Annotated in this window: 15 protein-coding genes; 5 read left to right on the top strand and 10 right to left on the bottom strand. The window is 60.9% G+C overall.

Annotated elements, in window-relative coordinates; all coding sequences use genetic code 11:
* Positions 1-15 precede the first annotated feature (15 nt).
* From C5F70_RS14200 to C5F70_RS14225, 6 genes are all read right to left on the bottom strand, one after another.
* Positions 16-4,956: a hemagglutinin repeat-containing protein gene (locus C5F70_RS14200; RefSeq protein ID WP_256588430.1), complete on the bottom strand. Its 4,941-nt coding sequence runs from the start codon at positions 4,954-4,956 to the stop codon at positions 16-18.
* Between the two features lie 395 nt (positions 4,957-5,351).
* Positions 5,352-7,025 carry a methyl-accepting chemotaxis protein gene (locus C5F70_RS14205; RefSeq protein WP_104903578.1) on the bottom strand — a complete coding sequence of 558 codons (1,674 nt, stop codon included), beginning with the start codon at positions 7,023-7,025 and terminating at the stop codon, positions 5,352-5,354.
* 81 nt (positions 7,026-7,106) lie between these two features.
* Positions 7,107-8,360 carry an OprD family porin gene (locus C5F70_RS14210; RefSeq protein WP_017846933.1) on the bottom strand — a complete coding sequence of 418 codons (1,254 nt, stop codon included), beginning with the start codon at positions 8,358-8,360 and terminating at the stop codon, positions 7,107-7,109.
* Positions 8,361-8,451: 91 nt separating this feature from the next.
* Positions 8,452-9,756, bottom strand: coding sequence for a CitMHS family transporter (locus tag C5F70_RS14215; RefSeq protein ID WP_017846932.1), 1,305 nt, complete (start codon positions 9,754-9,756; stop codon positions 8,452-8,454).
* Positions 9,757-9,885: 129 nt separating this feature from the next.
* Positions 9,886-11,217 (bottom strand): dicarboxylate/amino acid:cation symporter, encoded by a 1,332-nt coding sequence (locus tag C5F70_RS14220; protein WP_026140016.1) that lies wholly within the window; start codon positions 11,215-11,217, stop codon positions 9,886-9,888.
* Positions 11,218-11,261: 44 nt separating this feature from the next.
* Positions 11,262-12,344: a 4-oxalomesaconate tautomerase gene (locus C5F70_RS14225; RefSeq protein ID WP_026140015.1), complete on the bottom strand. Its 1,083-nt coding sequence runs from the start codon at positions 12,342-12,344 to the stop codon at positions 11,262-11,264.
* A 167-nt stretch (positions 12,345-12,511) separates the two neighbouring features.
* Between C5F70_RS14225 and C5F70_RS14230 the strand changes: the two genes are divergently transcribed.
* From C5F70_RS14230 to C5F70_RS14240, 3 genes are all read left to right on the top strand, one after another.
* Positions 12,512-13,402: a LysR family transcriptional regulator gene (locus C5F70_RS14230; protein WP_017846929.1), complete on the top strand. Its 891-nt coding sequence runs from the start codon at positions 12,512-12,514 to the stop codon at positions 13,400-13,402.
* A gap of 207 nt (positions 13,403-13,609) precedes the next feature.
* On the top strand, positions 13,610-15,433 hold the full coding sequence (locus C5F70_RS14235) for a glycoside hydrolase family 15 protein (protein ID WP_104903579.1): 1,824 nt from the start codon (positions 13,610-13,612) through the stop codon (positions 15,431-15,433).
* A gap of 155 nt (positions 15,434-15,588) precedes the next feature.
* The gene (locus C5F70_RS14240) at positions 15,589-16,488 is read left to right on the top strand and encodes an alpha/beta fold hydrolase (protein WP_104903580.1); all 900 of its coding nucleotides are present in this window, start codon (positions 15,589-15,591) and stop codon (positions 16,486-16,488) included.
* Here C5F70_RS14240 and C5F70_RS14245 read toward each other — a convergent pair.
* Entirely contained in the window at positions 16,485-17,453 is a 969-nt protein-coding gene (locus C5F70_RS14245) for a GlxA family transcriptional regulator (RefSeq protein WP_017846926.1), read from the bottom strand. The genes C5F70_RS14240 and C5F70_RS14245 overlap by 4 nt on opposite strands.
* Before the next feature lie 89 nt (positions 17,454-17,542).
* On the opposite strand from C5F70_RS14245, the gene inhA reads away from it, so the two are divergent.
* Both inhA and C5F70_RS14255 read left to right on the top strand, forming a co-directional pair.
* A complete protein-coding gene (gene inhA, locus C5F70_RS14250) occupies positions 17,543-18,223 on the top strand; it encodes an isonitrile hydratase (RefSeq protein WP_017846925.1) in 681 nt (226 codons plus the stop codon).
* 114 nt (positions 18,224-18,337) lie between these two features.
* Entirely contained in the window at positions 18,338-19,792 is a 1,455-nt protein-coding gene (locus C5F70_RS14255; protein WP_104903581.1) for a mannose-1-phosphate guanylyltransferase/mannose-6-phosphate isomerase, read from the top strand.
* Positions 19,793-19,795: 3 nt separating this feature from the next.
* Here the strand turns inward: C5F70_RS14255 and C5F70_RS14260 are convergent, their stop codons facing one another.
* The 3 genes from C5F70_RS14260 to C5F70_RS14270 form a co-directional block, all read right to left on the bottom strand.
* The gene (locus C5F70_RS14260) at positions 19,796-20,380 is read right to left on the bottom strand and encodes a DUF4174 domain-containing protein (RefSeq protein ID WP_104903582.1); all 585 of its coding nucleotides are present in this window, start codon (positions 20,378-20,380) and stop codon (positions 19,796-19,798) included.
* A 130-nt stretch (positions 20,381-20,510) separates the two neighbouring features.
* The gene (locus tag C5F70_RS14265) at positions 20,511-21,746 is read right to left on the bottom strand and encodes an NAD(P)/FAD-dependent oxidoreductase (protein ID WP_104903583.1); all 1,236 of its coding nucleotides are present in this window, start codon (positions 21,744-21,746) and stop codon (positions 20,511-20,513) included.
* The gene (locus C5F70_RS14270; protein WP_017846921.1) at positions 21,743-22,366 is read right to left on the bottom strand and encodes a glutathione S-transferase family protein; all 624 of its coding nucleotides are present in this window, start codon (positions 22,364-22,366) and stop codon (positions 21,743-21,745) included. The genes C5F70_RS14265 and C5F70_RS14270 overlap by 4 nt, the downstream gene beginning before the upstream one ends.
* Positions 22,367-22,411 lie beyond the last annotated feature (45 nt).

Genomic DNA, 22,411 nt, shown 5'->3' on the forward strand with positions numbered 1-22,411 from the left:
GCGATAACCCCTAGCTTATTTTATTGGCTTGATGAAACCTTCCTTCAACAACTCATCAATACTCATAGGCAATTGATACTGAGTCCCTCCGCCTGGCTTGCCAAACCAAGGAGCTGCATTTCCGGAGTTTACCTCTGGGATAGGCTTTATAACTTCATATTGTTGATATGGTGATTTTAGACTCGAGTCAGGCAAAGCACGCTGATCAAACGGCACATCTTTCGGTGCCACAAATTTACCTTGATCAGTAAAATTCCCTTTCTCATCAAATCGGCCACCGTACCTATCAAACGTCTGGCCTGGTTGAAGCTCAGTAACCTTCGGCTGCCCATCGAATCCGCCATCGAAACCATTATTTGCTTTCGTTGGCCAGTCGGGACTTCCGTCAGATTTTACCCACCTAGGATCAACACCCAACTTTTCAGCAGTGGCCACTTGCGCTGGTGTCGGATTGACTACGGGAGGGCGTACTCCTTTTGCACCCTTAACTGGCGCTAAATCAATACTAGCAGCTGCACCATCATAAACTGCCCCAAACAATCCCGCACTGTTCAGGACAGCTTGGAGCCCGAACCCGAACCTTTCGGTTGTCGTCGCTACTTCACCGGTGATGGGATTTTTCCCACCTGAAGCCATGTAGGTCTGGCACGCAATCCCCGCGAGCCCCATACCACCGCATCCGGCAGCAAACGTTTCCTTCGAAAACTCGTCCAGATACGCTTTCTGTGCAGCTACCGTTGTTGCAACCTCTGCTTTATGAGTAATCGACTGTGCGTCGCTGGCGGGTTCCAGGGCCCACTCATCTCCCAAATCGGTTTTGACCGTTCTGTCAGATACGACACATACACCGTTACCCGAGAGCGCACAGCTGACCAGTTGCCCTGGCTGAGGTCTGGAGCCCGGATCGGTTCCTATGTCCCCTTCTACGGCTGGCATATCTTTGAGTACGGAGCTGTCTCTTGCCAACAGTTCCTTTATATTTTTCGATAGTTCGTCACAACGGGATGAGGACGTTCCCCCGCAGTTCCTTTTCTTATACTCGGCCTGCTCTTGCGCAAGTGTTATGCCCTCACTGCCCCTGAGCTGGTTATTTTCGACCGCATTTTTCGCTGCGATGCCTCCCGCCACTGCATCTGACGAGTTCCCTGCCACAATGCCTGCAGCGAGGCCTCCAGCAAGTGTCGATAGTGCGGAGACCTTTTGTTTTTCAGCTTCGCTCAGTTGATCGATGGGCTTGTTCGGGTACAGCTCGTAAGCGACCAGTTCACCGATACTCGCCCCCGTGGCTCCAGCAAGCGCAGAGTTTTGCTGGGATTTTGCAAGCACCGCGCCCAATACAGCATGAGCCATTATTCTGGCTTCAAGGTTATCGCCTGTGTTGTCCTTGATGATACCCGCCAGATACGGCGCCGAAGCCCCCACGACCGCCTGGGCGAGGTTGCCTCCAGCCAGCCCTTGAACCGCTGCCGTTACGGCTTGCGCAGCACGCTGAAGGTCACTTCCCGTACCGTAGGCAGCCATGGTGCTTTTATAGGCATCGGTGCCCTGCAACATGTCCACGTAGGCCTTGCGATCTTTGTAAGAGGCGTCTGGATTAGCCCCCGGCATGTTCTTCTGTTCATCTGTCAGGTGTGCTTGCGCGGCCTTCGCAGCTTCAATCGTTCCCTGGGTACGAATAATGTCCATGGACTGGTTAGCGATATCACCAATCAACTGCGCCTGGCGAAGCCGTTGCTGCTCCTTCTCCTTGTCGAAGATAGGGCTCAGTGCGTTATTGGCATGCTCAACGTCATGACTCAGCGTGTTGACGTCTTGTTGCTGCTTATCCTTGTCGCGAATAGTCAGCTGGCCATCAGATATGGCTGCGTAAGTCGTACTGCTTTCATGCCCGTCGTGGTTCGCACCCACCAGCAACATACTGCCCATATTGCCGAGGAACTGAGTACTGGCATCCCCGCCCGTCCCTCCACTCACGCTCTGGTGCTGGCTGCTGAAATCGGCTTTGTTGTCCAGTCCGGTCCAGCCCAGGCTCCCGGTCGTGAGTTTGTTTTTGTCGGCGCTCGCGGTGCTGCCGATTACGCTGGCATCCAGTTGGGTATGTTCGCCAACGCTTATTTGGTAGCCGTCCTTCCCAGCGAACAACCCGGTCTGCTCTTTCACGCTGTCAAAGTTAGACTTGAGCTTGTCTTGGCTGACGCTAAGCGACGCACTCCCGCTCATAGAGCCAAATGTGAAGCTGGCGCCTCCGCTGACGTTGGTTTGCTTGGAGTCGTAACGATCAGTGTCTTGCTGACTGCTCAGCGTCAGGTTGCGCCCTATGTCCGCGACGATCTGCTGGGCATTCGCCTGCGCGCCCACCAAGGTTGCATCCCGACCACTGTCGAGCGTGAGCTTGTTACCGGCATTGACGGTGGTTTCAGTCCATGTGGTGCCATTACCCTTTTCCTTGCCCGCCCCGGCGTTGCCGTTGGCGAAGATACTAAGACCCGCACCGCTGTCACTGACTCCCAGGCTTACGCCGATTGCACCGCCTGCACTCTTGTTAGAGCCGTCGAGGCTTTGCGTATTGGTGCCGGAGCGCAGATTGATGTCCTGTGCGGCAGACAACAGCAAGTCGGTGCCGGCCTGAAGTTTGCTGCCCTGTACCGTGATGTCGCCACCCGTAGCACCCGGCTGTCCATTCCCGGTAGCAACCAGGCTAAGGTTACCGCCTGCCGTCAGATTGCTGCCTTGGCTGACGCTTTGTTCCTGTATTTGCTTGGAGCTGGACTTCTGTCCTCCCAACGAAATCGAGATACCGACGAACTCGCCTGCCTGCGCACCGGACTCAAGTGCCTGGGCGCCCTGATAAGCCTGATAGCCGGAAAGCCCGGCCTTGACCCCCTGTAATGCCGACAAACGCGTGTCGTTTTCATGAATGGCATCTTGAGCGGTTTGCACTGCCGTGTTGACCGCTTCCCCCACCACACCGGACAACGCCAACGTCAGACCGCTCTTCTTGCTCTCCTGAGAGGTACGCGTCGTACTGTCGTTGGCCGCGTCGAGAATATTGACGTTTTGTCCAACCAGCTTGATGTCCTTCCCTGCAACCACGTCCGACGCCTTGACGGTCAGGTCTTTACCGGCGGTGATATTCACATCGCCCATGACGCTGCCGACGGTGCTGCCTTTCTGGCTGGCGCTCTCCGTGCCCTGCTTGTAGGTATTCTGGGAGGAGCCCAAGGTGACGCCGATCCCCCCTGTGCTTAACAAGCCAGACTTTTTAGTCGACTGGCTGTGTTGTGCACTGAACGACTCCGCATCACTCTCTATGCGAACGCTGTTGCGAGCCTGAATGTTCGTTTCTTCAGTCGAGACTACGTTGCTGGCGGAAACCGCAATATCATGACCGGCCTGTACCAACGTCGTATCCCCACTCAGTGTCGAACCGGTCAACGACGTGCTGCTTTGTGAATCACTGCTCATCTTGCTGGTACTGGAAAGTCCAAACCCGCCGGATTTTGATTTGGCGGAAGCACTGGATTCACGGTTCTCTGCGCCAGTCAGATTGACGTCGTGACCCGCCAAAACCGCCAATGCGCCTTTGTCGCTGTTGATGGTTGATCCAGTGAGGTTGATGTCGTTGGCGGCGACAACCGTTGTTTTACCCTGCGCCTGAATTGAAGAGCCAACAGCCACATCATTTTCGCTCTCGCTCATCTTCGAGCTTTTCTTACCCCACGACCCCTTCTTCGTTTTCGAGTAATACGAGTAATCGCTGTCTTCAGCCGCCACCAGGTTCAGGTCTTTACCGGCATACAAATACGCCTCATCCCCCGCCGTCACCCGGCTCGCCGTCAACGCCAGGTCCTGTCCGGCGCTCAGCGCCACGTCACCACCGGCTTTAACCGTGGTGGAGACCTGGCTCACATGGTCCTCTTTGCTCTTGACCTTCTTCGACGTAAACGAGGCATGGGACTCGTCTGCTGCCGACGACAGTGACAAATCGCCCACCGCCGACATCGTCACATCACGCTTGGCATCGATCTCACTCGCCACCGCGCTGATGTCCCGGCCCGCCTGTACCTTTAAATCACCGCCGGCATCCACGCGGCTGCCGTACTGGGTCGCGCTGCTGTTCTTGAACAGCCCGCTCACCGTATTGCTGTTGGTCCCTTCGGCAGAGATCAGGTTGACGTCGCGTCCGGCCTTGAGCGTGGTGTCGGCGCCGCTGCTCATCACGCCGCCCACGCTGTTTACGTCGCGGCCGGCTTGCAGGCTCAGGTTGTTCGCAGCTTCGATGCGCGCTGCACTGTCCACGGAGTCGGTGTGCTCGGTGCGGTAGCCGCTGCTGCTGTCGTGGCTGGTGACGCTGCGCTCGTTGAGGATGTCGCCTTGGGTGACGGTCAGGTTCACGTCGCGACCGGCGATGATGCCGCCGGCGGTGTTGACGATGGTGTTACCGGCCAGCAGATTGAGGCGGTTACCGGCCTGGATCAGGCCGCTGTTGGTCAGGTCGTTGCCGGCCTGGGCCGACAGGTTATTGCTAGCCCGCAAGGTGCCGACGTTGTCCAGGTTCTGGCCGGCGATCAGGTTGACGTCGTTACCGGCGATCAACGCGCCGTCCGGGGCCAGGCGGTTATTCGCCTGGGCCAGGTACACCACGGGTACCAGGACGTTTTCGCCGTTTACTTGCTCTTCTTCAAGCCAGACGATGTCGTGGGTCAGCGCCGCGACTTGGGCTGAGGTGAGGCTCACACCCACGCTCAGGCCGAGTTGCTGTTTGCTCCTGATGGCGTTGTCCATCAGGTACTTGAGCATGCCCGAGTCGGTGTTCTGGCCGTCGATGAAGCGTTGGCCGGTGCGGGCCACCACGGCTTGTTCGACCAGACGTTGCTCATAGAGGCCGTCGCCGAGGCGCTTGGCGCTGTCGTCAGGGTTGTAGCCGAGGCCGGAGAGTAGATAGTCCGAGCTCATGAACTGCTTGAGGTCGGTGAGCACCGGGTTGGTTTCGATCAGGTATTTCTGCGGCTGCGACACGGGCTGCGTGCCCGGCAGGCCCTGCACACGGGCAATGCTCTGGCTGGCCACCGGGGACGGTTTGTCGCCGGTGGTTGCGGCCGGGGCCACTGGGGTCACACCGGGAATCGACGGAGCGTTCACGACCACGGTGCTGCCGTGGTCAGTGGCTTGCGCCGGCAGGTCCAGGTTCGGGTGGGATGCAACGACCGCAGACGATGCCGCGCCACCGCCGGCGTTCTGTGTGCCGATTGCGACTACTTGTGATGTGGAAAGAGCGGGTGAGTCTCGCGCTGCCCCCCAACCTGCATGATGTGGATGCAGGCCACCCTATCGTCCCCTGCAGGGCAGCCTCAGATTTTGAATTGCCCCAGCAAGCCTTGCAGGCGGCTGCCGATCGCATACAACTCGTCGACGGTCTGGACGCCCTGCTGCGTCTGGTTGGCAACCGCGTCGATGGCGCGTGCGATCTGATGCACTCCGCGGTTGATCTCTTCAGCCACCGCGGTTTGCTCCTCCGCGGCACTTGCGATTTGCGCGTTCATTGCATTGATCGTGGCGATCAGCTCGACCGTGTTGCCCAGAAACTCACCCGCCTGGTCGGCTTCGGCGTTAGCGCCCTGGGCGGCTTCGGTGGATTGGTGCATGGCCGTAACCACCCCGCCGGTAGCGCTCTCCAGGCGCTCGACCATCGCTTGGATTTCCTGGGTACTGCGCTGAGTGCGACTGGCTAACGCCCTCACTTCATCGGCAACCACGGCAAACCCGCGCCCGGCCGCACCGGCACGCGCGGCTTCGATGGCCGCATTGAGGGCTAAAAGGTTGGTCTGTTCGGCAATCGAGCGAATGACGTCCAGCACGGTGACGATAGACGTCACGTCGTTTTGCAGATTCTTCATCGACAGGCCACTCTCATCCAGCTCGACCGTCAGTGCCTGAATGCGCGCAATACTGCCGTTGACGATCTGCCTGGCGTGACGGGACTGCCTGTCGGTCTCGACCGCTGCGTTTGCCGCATTGTGCGCGCTGGCCGAGACTTCCTGCGCCGCCGACGACATCTGGTTTATCGCCGCGGCGACTTGGTCGGTTTCCAGGCGCTGCCGATCCATGGCCCGGTCAATCTGCCGGCTCTGCTCGGCCACATGGCTGACAGACCCAGTCAACTGTTCGCTCATCGCGACGATCTGGCTGACCAGGCTGTGAATCTTTTCGATAAAGGCATTGAACGAACCGGCCAGTTGTCCCAGCTCGTCGCGACTCACAAGCGGCAGACGCCGTGTCAGATCCCCCTCGCCCGCGGCGATTTCATCGAGGTGAGCGCGGATCAAGGTCAAGGGTCGTAAACTGCGTTTGACCAGCAGAAGCGCGAGTACCCCGATGATGCCGATCAGCGCGCCAGCGATAAGCGCAATGCTGAGCATCAAGTGGTGTATGCGCAGCTCGACATCGGCCCGCACGTTGGCGACCTGGGTTTCAATGCTGTCCAGATTGACCGCGGTGACGACAACCATGTCCCACTTGGGCAAATAGAAACTGTAAGCGAGCTTGGGCACCACCTTATCGGTGTTGACGACCCCACCCGAATAGGTAACGAAGTGCGTTTGGTTTTTGGCCGCTTCGACCATCTCGCGGTTCAGGTACTTCCCGTTGATGTCTTTGCGATCACTCATGTTGGTGCCGACACCTTCGCTGCTGTCACCGCGAAACAGGCGCACGACCTGACTGTCATAGCCGATGAAATACCCGTCATCGCCATACTTCACGCTGGACAGTCGGCTGATTGCCAAGGCTCGGCCGGAAAGGTCCCCGGCAGACGCCCGCTCATACAGTTCGGTGATGGACGTCTGAGCGATGCTCGCGTAATCCTTGAGTCGGGTGCGGCTTTCCTCGAGCAGCCGTTCACGGGTCTGTGCGACTTCCTGCTCGGCCTGGGCCTGCAACGTGCTGCGCGCGCTCAACCCTAAAACCAGCGCAAACAACAGCACCGGCAATAAGGTCAGCAACAGTATTTTGGTTTTGAACGACATTATTTGATTCCTTCACCCCGATCCTATGAAGCCGCCGATGCAAAAGCGGCCCGCGAATGTCGCGTGGCCGCGAGCAGTGGATCACCAGAGCGCGATGTCGTAGGTGAAGTAGATCCGATTACTGTCACGACCACGGGAGAAATCCGAGCGGTAGACGTAGTTGCGCAGCTTCACTCCCAGGCCTTTGAAGGTGCCTTGCTGCACCACGTAGGCCAGTTCGGCATCGCGTTCCCATTCCTTGACCGTGGTGTTGGACTTACCGTCGTTACCGCTCAGGTAGCGCGTGAAAAAGGTCAGGCCGGGGACACCCAGGGCGGCGAAGTTGAAGCCGTAGTTGAGCATCCAGGTCTTCTCGTCTTCTTCGATGAACTTACCGATACCGGCGTTGCTGAACGAATAGACGGTCGCGCCACTGATGTATGGCAACCCGGCATCCCCGCTGAGGGTCTGATACCCGCCACCGAAGGTATGCCCGGAAATGGCGTAGGACAGTTGCCCACTGAGCATGTTGTTATCGATCTTGCCGCCGTAGGCAGAGCCGCTATCGACACTGTTGAAGTAGCGCAGATCACTGGTCAGCACGCCGCCGCCCAAGGGTAGATCGTGCTGGATGCCGGCAAAATGCTGCCGGTAGAAGTTCTCCAGTTCGCCGTAGAAGTAACTCAGGCGAATGTTTTTCCCCAGCTTGTATTCTCCGCCGGCATAACTGAAATCCCCGGATTCAGCGCCGCTATAGCCGTCGGGCACAATCGGCATGCTGTCGGTGGAGTCACGCAGCTTGAATCGATCGAGGTGGCCTCCGGTGAGGCTGAGGTTCTCGATGTCGAGGCTGTTGATCTGTGCGCCTTGGTAGGTTTGCGGCATCAGACGCGCATCGTTGTAGATCAGTACCGGTGTCTTGGGCAGCAAGGTCCCGTATTTGAGCGTGGTCTTGGCCAGTCGGGCCTTGGCGGTCATGCCCAGGCTGGCGAACTCGTCGGCCGCACGCCCGTCAGCGTGAACCGGCAACAAGCCTGTACCGCTGCGGCCACGTCCAGAGTCGAGCTTGACCCCGAGCAGGCCCAGGGCATCCACCCCAAACCCAACGGTGCCTGGGGTGAATCCCGACTGGTAATCCAGCAGGAATCCCTGGGCCCATTCGGTGCGTTCGCTCTTGGCGGTCCTGGCCGATCGGGCACTCAAGCCATGCTCGTCGCGAAAGTTTTCATTGAAATAGACGTTGCGCAATTGCAGCTTGAGCTTGCTGTCATCGATAAATCCTTCGGCGCTGGCACTGGCCAGCGGCAACAAACCAAGCAGTGAAAACAGCACCCGTTGGGTATGTACAGTGTTCATAGCAAACTACTCATTGTTGTTATTTGGCGTGCAGGAGATCGCGCGCCTCGCGGGTGAGGCGCGTCGGTGAAAAACAGGAGGTTGGGTTGAATCAGGTGAAGAGACTGATCGCCCCGGTCAACAAAGCCAGCGCCGTGATGACCAATGAGGTGAGCACGGCCCACTTGACGGTGGCTTTCTGGAAATCGCCGATGTCGCGATCGACCATCCCGACCAACAACAGGGTCGAGGCGACCAACGGGCTCATCAGATGCACCGGTTGCCCCAGAATCGATGCGCGGGCGATCTCCAGCGGATCAATGCCGTAGGCCGCAGCGGCGTTGGCCAGGATAGGCACCACGCCGAAGTAGTAGGCATCGTTGGACAGGACGAACGTCAGCGGCATGCTGGTAACGGCCACGACCAGCGGGAACAGGTGCCCCCAGGACGGTGGAATCCAGTCAACCAGTGTCTGCGCGAGAGAATCGACCATCTTCGTGCCAGAGAAAATCCCGGCAAAGATGCCGGCGGCAAACACCAACAATACGACCGTCATGGCATTGCCCGAATGGGCAAGGATGCGTTCCTTCTGAATGTCCAGTTGCGGATAGTTGATCATCAGCGCCAGGACGAACCCGATCAGGAACAGGATCGCGGAATGCATGATCCCCATCACCAGCGCGACCATCACCGCGATGACCAGCAGCAGGTTGACGTAGGCCAGTTTCGGGCGCTTGTGCGGCGTGTCCTCGAGTATTGCGTTGATGTAGCAGTTACCGCCGCCGCTCTCCAATTGAATGTTACCGATGCGCTTGCGCTCGGCGCGGCCCAGCAGGAACGCGGTGAACACCACCCACATCGCGCCGCCGATCATGGTCGGCAACAAGGGTACGAAGTAGGCCCCGGCATCCAGGCCCAGTGCCGCGATCGCGCGGGTCGCGGGCCCTCCCCAGGGGGTCATGCCGCTCATGATGCTCAGCGAAAGCATGGAAATGGTCGCCAGAATCATCGGGTTCATGCCGATGCGCTTATACAGCGGAAGCATGGCTGCGCAGGTGATCATGTAGGTGGTGGTGCCATCACCGTCCAATGCCACCACCAGCGAAAGCAACGCGGTGCCGACAGCGATTTTCATCGGGTCGCCGTTGACGCGCTTGAGGATCTTGCGAATCAGCGGGTCAAACAGGCCGGCGTCGATCATCAAGCCGAAAAACAGGATCGCGAACAGCAGGAGCGCGGCCGACGGTGCGACCATTTTCAAGCCGTCGAGCATCATCTTGCCGGTAGTGCCGCCGAAACCGCCAATCACGGCAAACACTATCGGAACCAGCGTCAGGGCGACAATCGGCGACAGCCGTTTAGTCATTATCAGGAAGGTGAAAACCACCACCATGGCCAAGCCAAGTAATGCGAGCATAAGTCAGTTCTCTTGTTCTTATAAGTAACGGGGCCGACGCACAGGCGCACGACTCCGCGCCCGCCAGTTGTGCCTGGCGGGGAGTGTTTATTTGAGGTGTTTAAGGTGTCTGGGCGCAGCCGCGACCGGTCAGACGCGGTCCGTGACCGTCACACCATCCCAGTCCGGGTTCTGGGCCTGGGCCGAGATGGCAATGGGGGAAGGTTTGCCGTCCAGCGTGCGCATCAGTACTTCGCGATCGCAGGCATTTTCCGAGAGGGACATCACCACAGTCGCCACCGCATTGCTGGCCAGGCTGGTCAAGGCCCGGGCTTCCGACATGAAGCGGTCGATACCGATCAGCAAGGCAAGGCCGGCCAAGGGAATGTCGTGAATGACCGTCAACGTTGACGCCAGTGCGACAAAACCGGAGCCGGTGACACCGGCGGCGCCTTTCGAGGACAGCAGCATGATTGCCAGCATGGTCACGGTCTGGGTCAGGCTCAGGTCGATGTTGCAGGCCTGGGCAATGAACACCGCCGCCAGCGAGAGGTAGATCGCCGTACCGTCGAGGTTGAACGAGTAACCCGTGGGCAGCACCAGCCCGACCACGCCTTTGTTGCAACCCAGGGCCTGGAGTTTTTCCAACATCCGCGGCATTACCGGCTCGGTGGACGACGTGCCGAGGACCACCAGGAACTCTTCGCGCAAGTAGCGCAGCAACTTCCACAGACTGAAGCCATGCGCGCGGCAAATGCTCCCCAGCACCACAAACACGAAGAATGCGCAGGCGATGTACAGCGTCATGATCAGCTTGGCCAACGAGCCCAACGAGGTAATGCCGTACTGCCCGACCGTGAACGCCAAGGCACCAAAGGCACCGATCGGCGCAAAGCGCATCAGGTAGGAGAAGATCTTGAAGACCATGTGCGAAGCGGATTCCAGTACATCCAGTACCGGCTTGCCGCGCTCGCCAATGGCCGAAAGCGCAAACCCGCACAGCACCGCAATGAATAGAACCGGCAGCACCTCACCTTTATTGAAAGCACCGATGAACGTGTCGGGGATGATGTGCATGAAAAACTCGACCACGCCCAGCTTCGCCGCAGAATCGGTGTAGTGCGACAGCCCCTTGGTGCTCAACTGGGTAGGGTCGATGTTCATGCCCACACCGGGCTTGAACAGATAGACCGCCACTAGGCCGATGATCAGGCTGATCACGGTCAGGCCCAGGAACAGCAACATGGTCTTGCTCAACAAACGCCCGAGGGAGCGCTTGTCGCTCATGCCGGCGATTCCGGTGACGATGGTGCAGAACACCACGGGAGCGATCATCATCTTGATCAGCTTGATGAAGGCATCACCCAGCGGCTTCAAGGCTATGGCCTGTTGTGACCAGAAATGCCCGACCAGCACGCCCAACAGCACGGCGAAGAGAATCTGGACGTAGAGCGATTTTACAAACTTCATGGCATCACCCATTTTTAGAATTGTGCTGATGCAGAAACGACAATGACTAAAGGACGTTATCCGGCAAGTCGTTGGGAAGCCGCGGCGTAGACAAAACCGGAGAACAGCCTGCGCGATGTTCGCACTACCGAAGCGCGAATTGTCTCACCCTGAGCCCCGGTGTAGGACAGTACAACGTCTATTGCGCCACTGGGATGTTCAATTCGAACGTGTTTCAAGCGCGGCTCACTCACCCCGCCAAGCAATTGAGCAATCACGCTGCCTTCACTGACGCACGCGGTGGCCAAGCCGATAGAGCCGGTAATCGCCAGTGCCCGGTGGCAGTTGTGCGGCATGAAATAGCGCACCTGAAGGGTGCCGCCCGCCTTGGCCGGCGACACCAGTACGGGCTTGGGGATCACTTTATCACTGACGTCGCCCAAACCCATGGCCAGGCCGGCCTGCAGCCGCAGAGACTCCAGGCGCCCCAGGAAGGCTTTGTCGGCATCCAGTTCAGCAGGGCTTTCGTCCCCACGTTTACCCAATTGGCCAGCCTCGATGATCATCATCGGCATCGCCATGTCGATGCAGGTCATCGGGACACCGTCGATCAGGTCCTGAGTCTGCCCCGTCGGGAACAGCTTACCGGTTTTGCTGCCCGCGGCATCCAGGAAGGTCAGCTGCACGGGAGCGGCAGTCCCCGGCACGCCATCAATGGCGGTGTCGCCTTCGTAGCTGACGGTCCCCTCGGGAGTGTGTACGTCTGCGTTCACAAACGTCCCCGTGTTGAGGTTGCGAATACGCACACGCGTCAGGCCTTTAGACGCCTTGACCAGCCCCTGCTCGACCGCAAACGGGCCAACGGCGCAAAGCATATTGCCGCAATTGGGCGCGGTATCGACTCGACGCTGGGAGACCATCACCTGCACGAACAAATAGTCGACATCCGCGTCCGGGTGCAGTGATGGGCTGACGATGGCGACCTTGCTGGTTTGCGGGCTCCCACCGCCAATGCCGTCAATTTCCAGCTCATGGCCGGAGCCCATCAGGTTGAGCAGCAGCTCATCACGCTGTTCGATCGCATCAGGCAGGTCCCAGGCGAGAAATACTGGCCCCTTGGACGTACCGCCGCGCATAAGCACACAAGGAATTCGTTGCATGACCACTGACTCTTATTGATCAATCGGGTTGATTAATGCTCTTGAGGCAAGAGTCGCAGGCTTTGAAAAATGTTTCCAATGCAAATATCAGCCTGATTATTGCGTTTAGCGAATGACAAACTTAGGATGATTGAACGCCGCCGCCCTCTTCCATCGAGTTATAAAAAATGCAATATGAGCTAAATGACATACGATCGTTCGTGAAAATCGCCGAACTCGGGAGCTTCCACGAGGCTGCCGATGCATTGCACCTGTCCCAGCCGGCGCTGAGCCGGAGGATGAAAAAACTGGAGGAAGGCTTGGGGACCGCTCTTCTCGATCGCACCACCAGAAGGGTGAGTCTCACGAGCGTTGGTCGGGACTTTCTACCCAAGGCACGCCGCCTGCTGGACGACTTCGACGACTCGATACTCAACATCCGAGAGCTGGCAGAGCGACAGAGCGGACGGGTCACCCTTGCCTGCATCCCGACCGCAGCCTTCTACTTCCTGCCTTCGGTCATCCGCCTCTACAACGAGCGCTATCCGCAAATCCGTATCCGCCTGCTCGATCTCAGCGCCAACGAAGGCCTGGAGGCCGTGCTGCGCGGAGAAGCCGACTTCGGCATCAACATGATGAGCGGCCAGCACCCCGACATAGAATTTGTGCCATTGGTCGACGAGCCTTTTGTATTGGCGTGTCGACGCGATCATGAACTGGCGGAACGTAGCGCGGTGACCTGGTCTGAACTCAGCAATTACCGCTTGATCGGCGTCGGACGCCTGAGCGGCAACCGGATGTTGCTCGATCATGCGTTATCGGGCTTGAGCTGGCGCCCGCAGTGGTTCTATGAGGTGCAACACCTTTCGACGTCGCTGGGCCTGGTGGAAGCCGGCCTCGGTGTCTCGGCCGTGCCGAGCCTGGCGATGCCTGCCGTGGATCATCCGACATTGGTCAGCATCCCGTTGATAGAGCCCATTGTGAACCGTTCATTGGGACTGGTTTACCGTCGTGGAGCCTCGTTATCTCCAGCGGCGGAGAAATTTGTTTCGATTCTGCTTGAGCAATGGGAGAAGTGAATGGGTTCTGCTGGCGAGCGGTGTGTCATTTACCGCGAGCGCGCTCATAAAGAGCGCGCTCAAGCCGCGAGCGCCAGCCAAGTTGTGGTGTTTTTCGGTGAACTTGTGCCCTGCCCCGCCAGTCAGCTAACTGAACGCAACTCAACGGTGGGTAACGGATGCATCTCTCGCGGCAGCAACAAGTAGCCTTGGTGACCGGGGGCGGCAATGGTTGATTTCAAGCACGAGCCACAGAGCGCCATCGACGCCCACGGCATCATCGGCGACATGCGCAGCGCCGCCCTGGTGAACGACAAGGGCAGCATCGACTTTTTCTGCTGGCCGGAATTCGACAGCCCGTCGATCTTCTGCGCGCTGCTCGACACGCCCGACGCCGGCATTTTCCAGCTCACGCCAGACCTGCCCAACGCCCGCCGCGAACAGATCTACCTGCCCGACACCAACGTGCTGCAGACCCGCTGGCTCAGCGATGACGCCGTGGTGGAAATCACTGACCTGTTGACCATCGGTGAGGAGGACGACCTGCCCCTGTTGATTCGCCGCGTGCGTGCGGTCAGCGGCCAGGTGACGATCCACCTGCGCTGCGCCGTGCGTCATGACTATGCGCGCGCGCCCACCCATGCCAGCCTCGACAACGGCACGGTGTGTTTCGCCGCCCACGGCCAGCCCGGTCTGCGCTTGTCGAGCAGCCACGCACTGCAGGTCGAAGACAACGCCGCAGTGGCCAGCTTCGTCCTGGCCCAGGAAGAAGGCGCCGAATTCGTCCTCGGCGGGCAGGACGACCCGCGCGTCGACAGCAGCTGCACCGACCTGGCGTTGACGCACACCGTCGCGTTCTGGCGCGGCTGGATTGCGCAATCGAACTACCGCGGGCGCTGGCGCGAAATGGTCAACCGCTCGGCCCTGGCCCTGAAGCTTTTGACCTCGCGCAAACATGGCGCGATCATCGCCGCCGCCACCTTCGGCCTGCCCGAATCGCCCGGCGGCGAGCGCAACTGGGACTACCGTTACACCTGGATCCGTGACGCCTCGTTCACGGTCTACGCGTTCATGCGCCTCGGGTTTGTCGACGAAGCCAATCACTACATGCGTTGGCTCAGAGGGCGGGTCAGCGACTGCAGCGACCAGCCCGTCAAGATCAACATCCTGTATGGCATCGACGGCCGCCAGCAACTGCCCGAAACTCAACTGACGCACTTGCGTGGGCATGGCGGCGCGACGCCGGTGCGTATCGGCAATGAGGCGTTCGACCAGGTCCAACTGGACATCTACGGCGAGTTGATGGACGCGATTTATCTGGTCAACAAATACGGCGAAGCCATTTCCCACGACGGCTGGAAACACACGGTCGAACTCGCGGATCAGGTCTGTGATATCTGGAACCGCAAAGACGTGGGTATCTGGGAAATGCGTGGCGAGCAGCACCACTTCCTGCACTCGCGGCTGATGTGCTGGGTGGCGCTGGACCGTGCGATCCGCCTGGCGTCCAAACGCTCGCTGCCGGCGCCGTTCGCGCGCTGGGACCAGACGCGCCAGGCGATCTACGCGGATATCTGGGGCAATTTCTGGAACGAAGAACGCGGGCACTTTGTGCAGCATACCGGCAGCACCGCGCTGGACGGTTCGATGCTGCTCATGCCGCTGATGCGCTTCGTCGCCGCCACCGACCCGCGCTGGCTCTCGACGCTGGCAGCGATCCAGAAAAGCCTGGTGCGCGACGGTATGGTCTATCGCTATCGCAACGACGACAGCCGGATCGACGGCCTGCCAGGCACCGAAGGCGCGTTTGCCGCCTGCTCGTTCTGGTACGTCGAATGCCTGGCCCGCGCCGGGCAGGTCGAAAAGGCGCATCTGGAGTTTGAGCAGTTGCTGCGCTACGCCAACCCGCTGGGGTTGTACGCCGAAGAGTTCGACAACCAGGCGCGCCACCTGGGCAATACGCCGCAGGCGTTGAGCCATTTGGCACTGATCAGCGCGGCAACGTTTCTGGACCGCAAGTTGAGCGGCGCGAAGACGGTGTGGCAGCCTTGAACGCCACCCGTCGAGGGTCAGCGAGGCCGCGATGACGGAGGGTCGGGCGACCGGAATGCCGGACACTCTTGGCCCTCGACCCTCTCAGCCTTGTGGCGTTAATGGATCGGCGGTAGTGTCATCGGCAGTCATCGCCCAACCGATAGGAGCCCATCATGCCCATCGCCCCTGCGCTGTTTTATGTACGCACCTCGATGCTCGATGTGGCGTATGAAGCCCACGGCCCCGTCGACGGTGAACCGGTGATCCTGCTGCATGGCTTCCCCTACGACCCTCGCGGCTATGACGATATCGCCCCGGCCCTGGCCGAGCGCGGCTGTCGGGTGTGGGTGCCGTACCTGCGTGGTTATGGCCCGACGCGGTTTATCAACGCGCAGGTGATGCGCTCCGGGCAACAGGCCGCGTTGGCCAAGGACCTGCTGGAGTTCATGGATGCGCTGTGTATCCCGCGGGCCACCCTGGCGGGCTACGACTGGGGTGGGCGTGCCGCCTGTATTGTCGCGGCACTGTGGCCGGAGCGCGTGCGCGGGTTGGTGAGCGGGGACGGCTACAACATCCAGGACATTGCCAAGTCGCTCGAGCCCAGGCCGCCAGAGACGGAGCATCGGTTGTGGTACCAGTACTACTTCCACACCCAGCGTGGCGTGGATGGGTTGACCGCCAATCGCCGGGCGTTTTGCCAATTGCTGTGGTCACTGTGGTCGCCCTCCTGGGCGGCAGGCCCCAGCCTCTATGGCCAGAGTGCGCCATCGTTCGATAACCCGGACTTTGTCGACGTGGTGATTCATTCCTACCGTCACCGCTTCATGTATGCACCAGGCGATCCCGCACTAGCGCCCATCGAACAGGCGCTGGCGCTGCAACCGCCGATCGCGGTGCCGACGATTTCGCTGTGCGGCGCCGATGATGGCGTGGGCCCGCCGCCGCTGGAGGATAACGACGCGCAGCACTTCAGCGGCTTCTATCGGCGGCAGGTGTTGCCCGGCGTCGGCCACAATATCCCTCAGGAAGCGCCGCAAGCGACCCTTGAGGCACTCCTGGAATTGCTCGCCTAGGCCGCTGGCGAAAAGCGCTCGCGATAAGCCTGCGGCGTGACTGACAAGACCCGCAGGAAGCTGCGCCGCAAGGTCTCTTCACAACCGAACCCGCACTGCACGGCGATGCGTTTGATCGATGTGCTGCTGTCCGCCAGTTGCCGGCGGGCGGTTTCGACGCGGATCAGCTCGACCGCGCGCGCGGGGGTCTGGCCGGTTTCGGCGCGGTAGTGACGCACGAAGCTGCGCTCGCTCATGCCGGCCTGGGCGGCCAGGGTGGCGAGGGTCAGGTCGAGGGTCAGGTGCTCCGCGATCCACGCGTGCAACTCGGCAAAGCGGCTGTCGCCTTTTTGCAATGACAAGGTCACGCTGAACTGCGATTGGCCACCGGGGCGTTTGAGGAAGACCACCAGGTGCCGCGCGACTTCCAGGGCCACGGCGCGGCCCAGGTCTTGTTCCACCAAGGCCAGGCACAGGTCGATCCCGGCGGTTACACCGGCCGACGTCCACACGGTGCCCTGCTGGATGAAAATCGGGTTGGCCTCCACCGTCAGCGCCGGGAACTTGCGCGCCAGCTCTTCACAGCGTGTCCAGTGCGTCGCCACGCGACAGCCGTCGAGCAAGCCACTGGCCGCCAGCAGAAAAGCCCCGGTACACACCGAGGCCATGCGCCGGGTGTGCCGGGCTTTTTCGCGCACCCAGTCCACCAGCGCCAGGTCTTCGGCGGCGCCGTAGACACCCCAGCCGCCAGCGATGAGCAGGGTGTCGCAAGGCGTGTCGACGGCGGGCAACGGCTCGGCCACCAGCGCCAGGCCGGCGGAGGTCATCACCGGCGCCGCCTGGGCGGCGATCACCGAAACCGCGTAGGGCAACGGCGCACCGCGCTGGCGCGCAAGGTCGTTGGCCGAGGCGAACACCTGCAAGGGCCCGGTCACGTCGAGCACTTGGGCATTATCAAAAGCGAGTACATGAATGATGCGCGGCATGTTTGGCGTGATTCGTGGGTTCAATGGCGTATTCGCCAAAGCCTAGGCCTCTAGAGTGAAACCGTCCACCCCTTATCGGAGCTTCATTCATGACCTTGCAGATCGGTTTTCTGTTGTTCCCCGGCATCCAGCAACTGGACCTCACCGGCCCCTATGACGTCTTGGGCTCGCTACCGGATGTGAAGTTGCACCTGGTGTGGAAAGACCTTTCGCCGGTTACCTCCAGCACCGGGCTGGTGTTCACGCCGACCATGACCTACGCCGATTGCCCACACCTGGATGTGCTCTGCGTCCCTGGCGGCAGCGGCGTCGGCCCGTTGATGGAAGACCCGCAGACCCTCGACTTCCTCAGGGCCCAGGCGCTCACCGCGCGTTATGTCACCTCGGTATGCACCGGTTCGCTGGTGCTCGGTGCGGCCGGTTTGCTGCGCGGGCGCAAGGCCACCACCCATTGGGCCTATCACGACCTGCTCGCCCCGCTCGGCGCCATTCCGGTTCAGGCGCGCGTGGTGCGGGACGGCAACCTGCTCACCGGCGGCGGGATCACTGCGGGGATCGACTTCGCCCTGACCCTGGCCGCTGAGCTGTACGACGAAGCGACAGCGCAATTGGTGCAGTTGCAGATCGAATACGCCCCGGCGCCACCGTTCAATGCCGGCCGGCCGGATACCGCGCCGAAGGCCGTGCTGGAAGAGGCCAACAAACGCACGGCCGAGTCGCGCAAGGTCCGCGCAGAAATCACTGCGCGGGCGGCAGCGCGCCTGGGTTGATACGCGTCGCAGTTGCCGCTGCGCGGCGGGTCGCCGATGATACGGGGCAGCGCGATTGCGACGAAGCTCGATTCCGAAGCGCGGGCTGCCCTTTCCCCCCCAAGAAGTTTATTGATGAATACCCACGACGGATTAATTCCCTGCATCATTTCCGGCGGTTCGGGTACCCGACTGTGGCCAGTCTCCCGGCAAAACATGCCCAAGCCGTTCATGCGTATGCGCGATGGCCAGAGCCTGCTGCAGAAAACCTTCCTGCGCGCCAGCCGCCTGCCCGGGGTGGAAAACGTGCTGACGGTCACCAACCGTGACCTGCTGTTTCGCACGCTGGATGACTATCGCCTGGTGAACACAGCCCGCCTGCCCCTGGACTTGTTGCTGGAGCCCTTCGGCCGCAACACGGCAGCGGCGATGGCGGTGGCGGCGCTGCATGTGCTGGAGCACTTCGGCGACGACGCACCGTTGCTGGTGATGCCCGCCGACCACTTGATCCTCAATGAAAGCGCGTTCGCCGCGGCCGTGAGCCAGGCCCGCGAGCTGGCCGCAGCCGGCTACCTGGTGACCTTCGGTATTGAGCCTGATCGCCCGGAAACCGGCTTCGGCTACATCGAACAAGGCGCCGCGCTGAGTACGGGAAACCGGGTCAAACGCTTTGTCGAAAAACCCGACCTGGCCACCGCGCAAGGCTATCTCGACGGCGGCCAGCACCTGTGGAACGCCGGCATATTCTGCTTCAAGGCCAGCACCCTGGTGAACGAGCTGACCACCCACGCCCCGCAGGTGCTGACGGCCGCCAAGGCCGCGCTGGCGCACAGCCAGAGCCTGCAGAATACGACCTCGCGCCAGCGCGAACTGGATGCCGATGGCTTCGGCGGCGCACCGGACCTGTCCATCGACGTGGCGCTGATGGAGAAGTCCACGCAGGTGGCCGTGGTGCCCTGCGATATCGGCTGGAGCGATATCGGCTCCTGGGAAACCCTGCGCCAGCTCACCCCCAGCGATGCCCAGGGCAATCAGGTCAATGGCGAAGCGATTCTGCATGACGTCCACAACTGCTACATCGACTCGCCCAGGCGGGTATTGGGCGTGGTAGGCGTGCGCGACCTGATCATCGTCGACACCGCCGACGCCCTGCTGATCGCCGATGCCCACCGCAGCCAGGATGTGCGCCACATCGTGGCCGAGCTCAAGCGCCAGAACCATCCGGCGTACAACCTGCACCGCACGGTGACGCGGCCATGGGGCACCTACACGGTGCTGGAGGAGAGTGCGCGCTTCAAGATCAAGCGCATTGTGGTCAAGCCGCTGGCGTCACTGTCGCTGCAGATGCATCACCACCGCAGCGAACACTGGGTGGTGGTCAGCGGTACCGCGCAGATCACCAATGGCGAGCGGGAATTGTTGATCAACGCCAACGAGTCCACCTACATTCCGGCCGGGCACAAACACCGCCTGACCAACCCCGGCAGCATCGAGCTGGTGATGATCGAGGTGCAGAGCGGCGAGTACCTGGGCGAAGACGACATTGTGCGCTTCGACGATATCTATGGGCGCGCGCCCGCCGAAGGATAAGCCTCAGTCATCCAATGGCTGAGGGGCCGGTTTGCTGCCGGGTTTCGCCGGTTTGGCGGGCTTGGCGTTCTTGCCTGGCGCGGGGGCGACAGGTTCGGGTTCCGCGGCGGCGGCGGCCTCTTTCTCGGCCATCGGCATCTGGTCGATGGCGCTGAAAAACTCGCTCACGTTGAGGGTATCCGGCGGCACGGTCTTCTCGACTTTCTTCTCGCCGTCCTTGCCGACCAGGATCACCTTGGTGCCGCTGCCGGCGCCTAATTTGAGGGCGCGGATCAGCGCGTTGGTTTCAGGCGGAGCAAGCTTCTTGTTGTCCTTGGGGTCCTTGGCGAACTTCTCCCCTTCGGCACCGATGCTGCCGAACTTCACGGTGTACAACACCATGCCGCGCTCTTCAAAGGACTGCTTGATGGCAGGCTCGTCCAGCTGTTTTTTGAGCTTGGCCAATGTGTCATTGCCGGAATCAAGCTCCACTACCACCAGCGGCCGGGCCTTGCCCAAATCCTGCTTGAGCGGGTTGATATCATCAGCAGCCAACAACGGCCCCGTAAAAGCCATCAAGGTAGCCAGGGTCAGCGACCGGATGAGCATGCGTACCTCCTTTGAATTCCATGCAGGGTTCTTGAGTTTCATGTCTGCGACAGCCAAATTCAAGGATGATTCCTACACCGCCTTGAGAAAGCGTAGGTCAGGACGCCGGCTACGCAAGGGGTGACGAGTGCTAGCAGTCATTGTTTCCTTTGATTGCGCAGGCCCAGGCCGCAAGTTTTTCGCAGGCTTGCAGTGCGATCTGCTCGTCAAGCTTGCCTCGATAGTGCCGGTCCACCGCATCACCGGCGATCAACCCGGCAATCAGCGGCGCACCCACGGCATCGGTCAAATCCAGCCACTCCCCCCAATTGGCGGGGTGATCGTACCAACGCAGATAACCATCGCGGGAAACCGGCCACCAGCGCTGGTCGAATTGCAGCACGACCTTTTCCAGGCGGCCCATGGTGAAAAACGCCAGGGCCTCTCGGTAAGCCGTCGGCAAGCCTGGCGTAAAGTGCAGGTGTTTGAGTACCGGTATCGGCACCGTGCAGATGCAGGCATCTGCATTGAGGGCATCGACCCACACGCCGCGCTCGTCCCAGGCGACGTGCTGCACGGGGTGATTGAGGTGGATATTCAGGCCGCTGGCGGCGTCCTCCAGTAATTGCCGATAGCCTTGAGGCAGAAACTGGTCGCCGTGGCCAACGCCCTCCTCGTCGAGCGTATGCGTCGACAACTGGTCCAGGGGCAACCCGGCTTCGAGGATCAGGTTAGCGTCGATGGCATAGCGGGCAGCGCGGCGTTCGGGGGCATTGAGGGTCGCAAGGTATTGATCGATGCCCTGCGCCAAGGGTTGATGACGATCAATGGCCTGTTTCAAGCGTTCATACGCGCCATTGATGTCCGGTACGGGGCCATCCCACGCGGCAGCCAATGGTTGCGAGAAATCGGTAGGCCGTCGTTCCAGGCCCAACTGCTCGGCACGTCGGGCCAGCGGGTTGAGGGCATAGTGCTGCAACCAGGCGGCCCCCGCATCCACCGTATGGTCACCCAGGGCCACACTGTTCACGCGCCCGCCGATGCGGTTGCGCGCCTCGAGTACGCGCACCTCCAAACCCTGCGCCTGCAACGCACGTGCGGCACTCAGGCCGGCAAACCCGGCACCGATAACGATGACCTTGCGGGCGCGGGTGCCGGCCACCGCCTTCGCCGCGCGGATGCCACTGTCCCAAGCGCTGTGGGTCATGGCGCAATGATCGTGGTTGAAGGCTTCGCCAGCGAGGAACAGGCGATTATCAATCGGCGTGGAGAGCAGGCGCCGCAGGCTGACATCGCCTCCCGGCAACATTGCGCTGTAGGCACCTTGGCTATAGGGGTCGTCGCACCAGCGCGTGACGTGCCAGGCGATAGGACGCGGCACTGTCATTGCTGCGGCCAATGCCGAGCGAACACCGGCGCGACGAGCGGGTCGGCGTCCACCCGGGCCAGGGTCTGGGCGAACGCCGGCCGCGAGGCTTGCAACGCCTCTCGCGCCGCATCCCAGTGCGACACCGCCGCCGCCATGATGCCCAGGGCATTCGGCTGTTGGTCGGGGGCAAACAATTGGTCGGCAAACTGATCGGCGAACACCCTCCAGGCCTGGTGCAGGTAGTCGCGCGTGCCGCTGATCAATTGCGCTTGCGCCGCCTCATCGGCGTTGCCCAGCCAGCGTTGCGGGTAGTCGATGATGCCGATCGCCGAGTAGCAATTGGCGGCGATGTACACCAGGCCGCGGAGGATCTGGCCGCGGTTGCCGGCGAGTAGGTTGGCGGCCGGGAATTCCAGGCCCAGGTGGATCAGGATCGCCGCGCTTTCCGTCAGCACCTGGCCATCGGGCGTCACCAACGTGGGGATCTGTTTGAGCGGGTTGATCCGTGCGAGCGCTGCACTGCCTTCGCCGTCCTGCCAGGAGCTGGCGTCCACCCGATGCCACGGCACCGCGCAACGCGGCAGGGCAATTTCAATCATGCATGAGCCGGAGTCGTCGGTGCCGTAGAGCGTGTACATGGGGGTTCCTCCTGAATGTGAGGTAGCAGTTGCCGAGCACGCCAA

It is taken from the genome of Pseudomonas sp. LH1G9 (assembly GCF_002949975.1).
Lineage (GTDB): Bacteria > Pseudomonadota > Gammaproteobacteria > Pseudomonadales > Pseudomonadaceae > Aquipseudomonas > Aquipseudomonas veronii.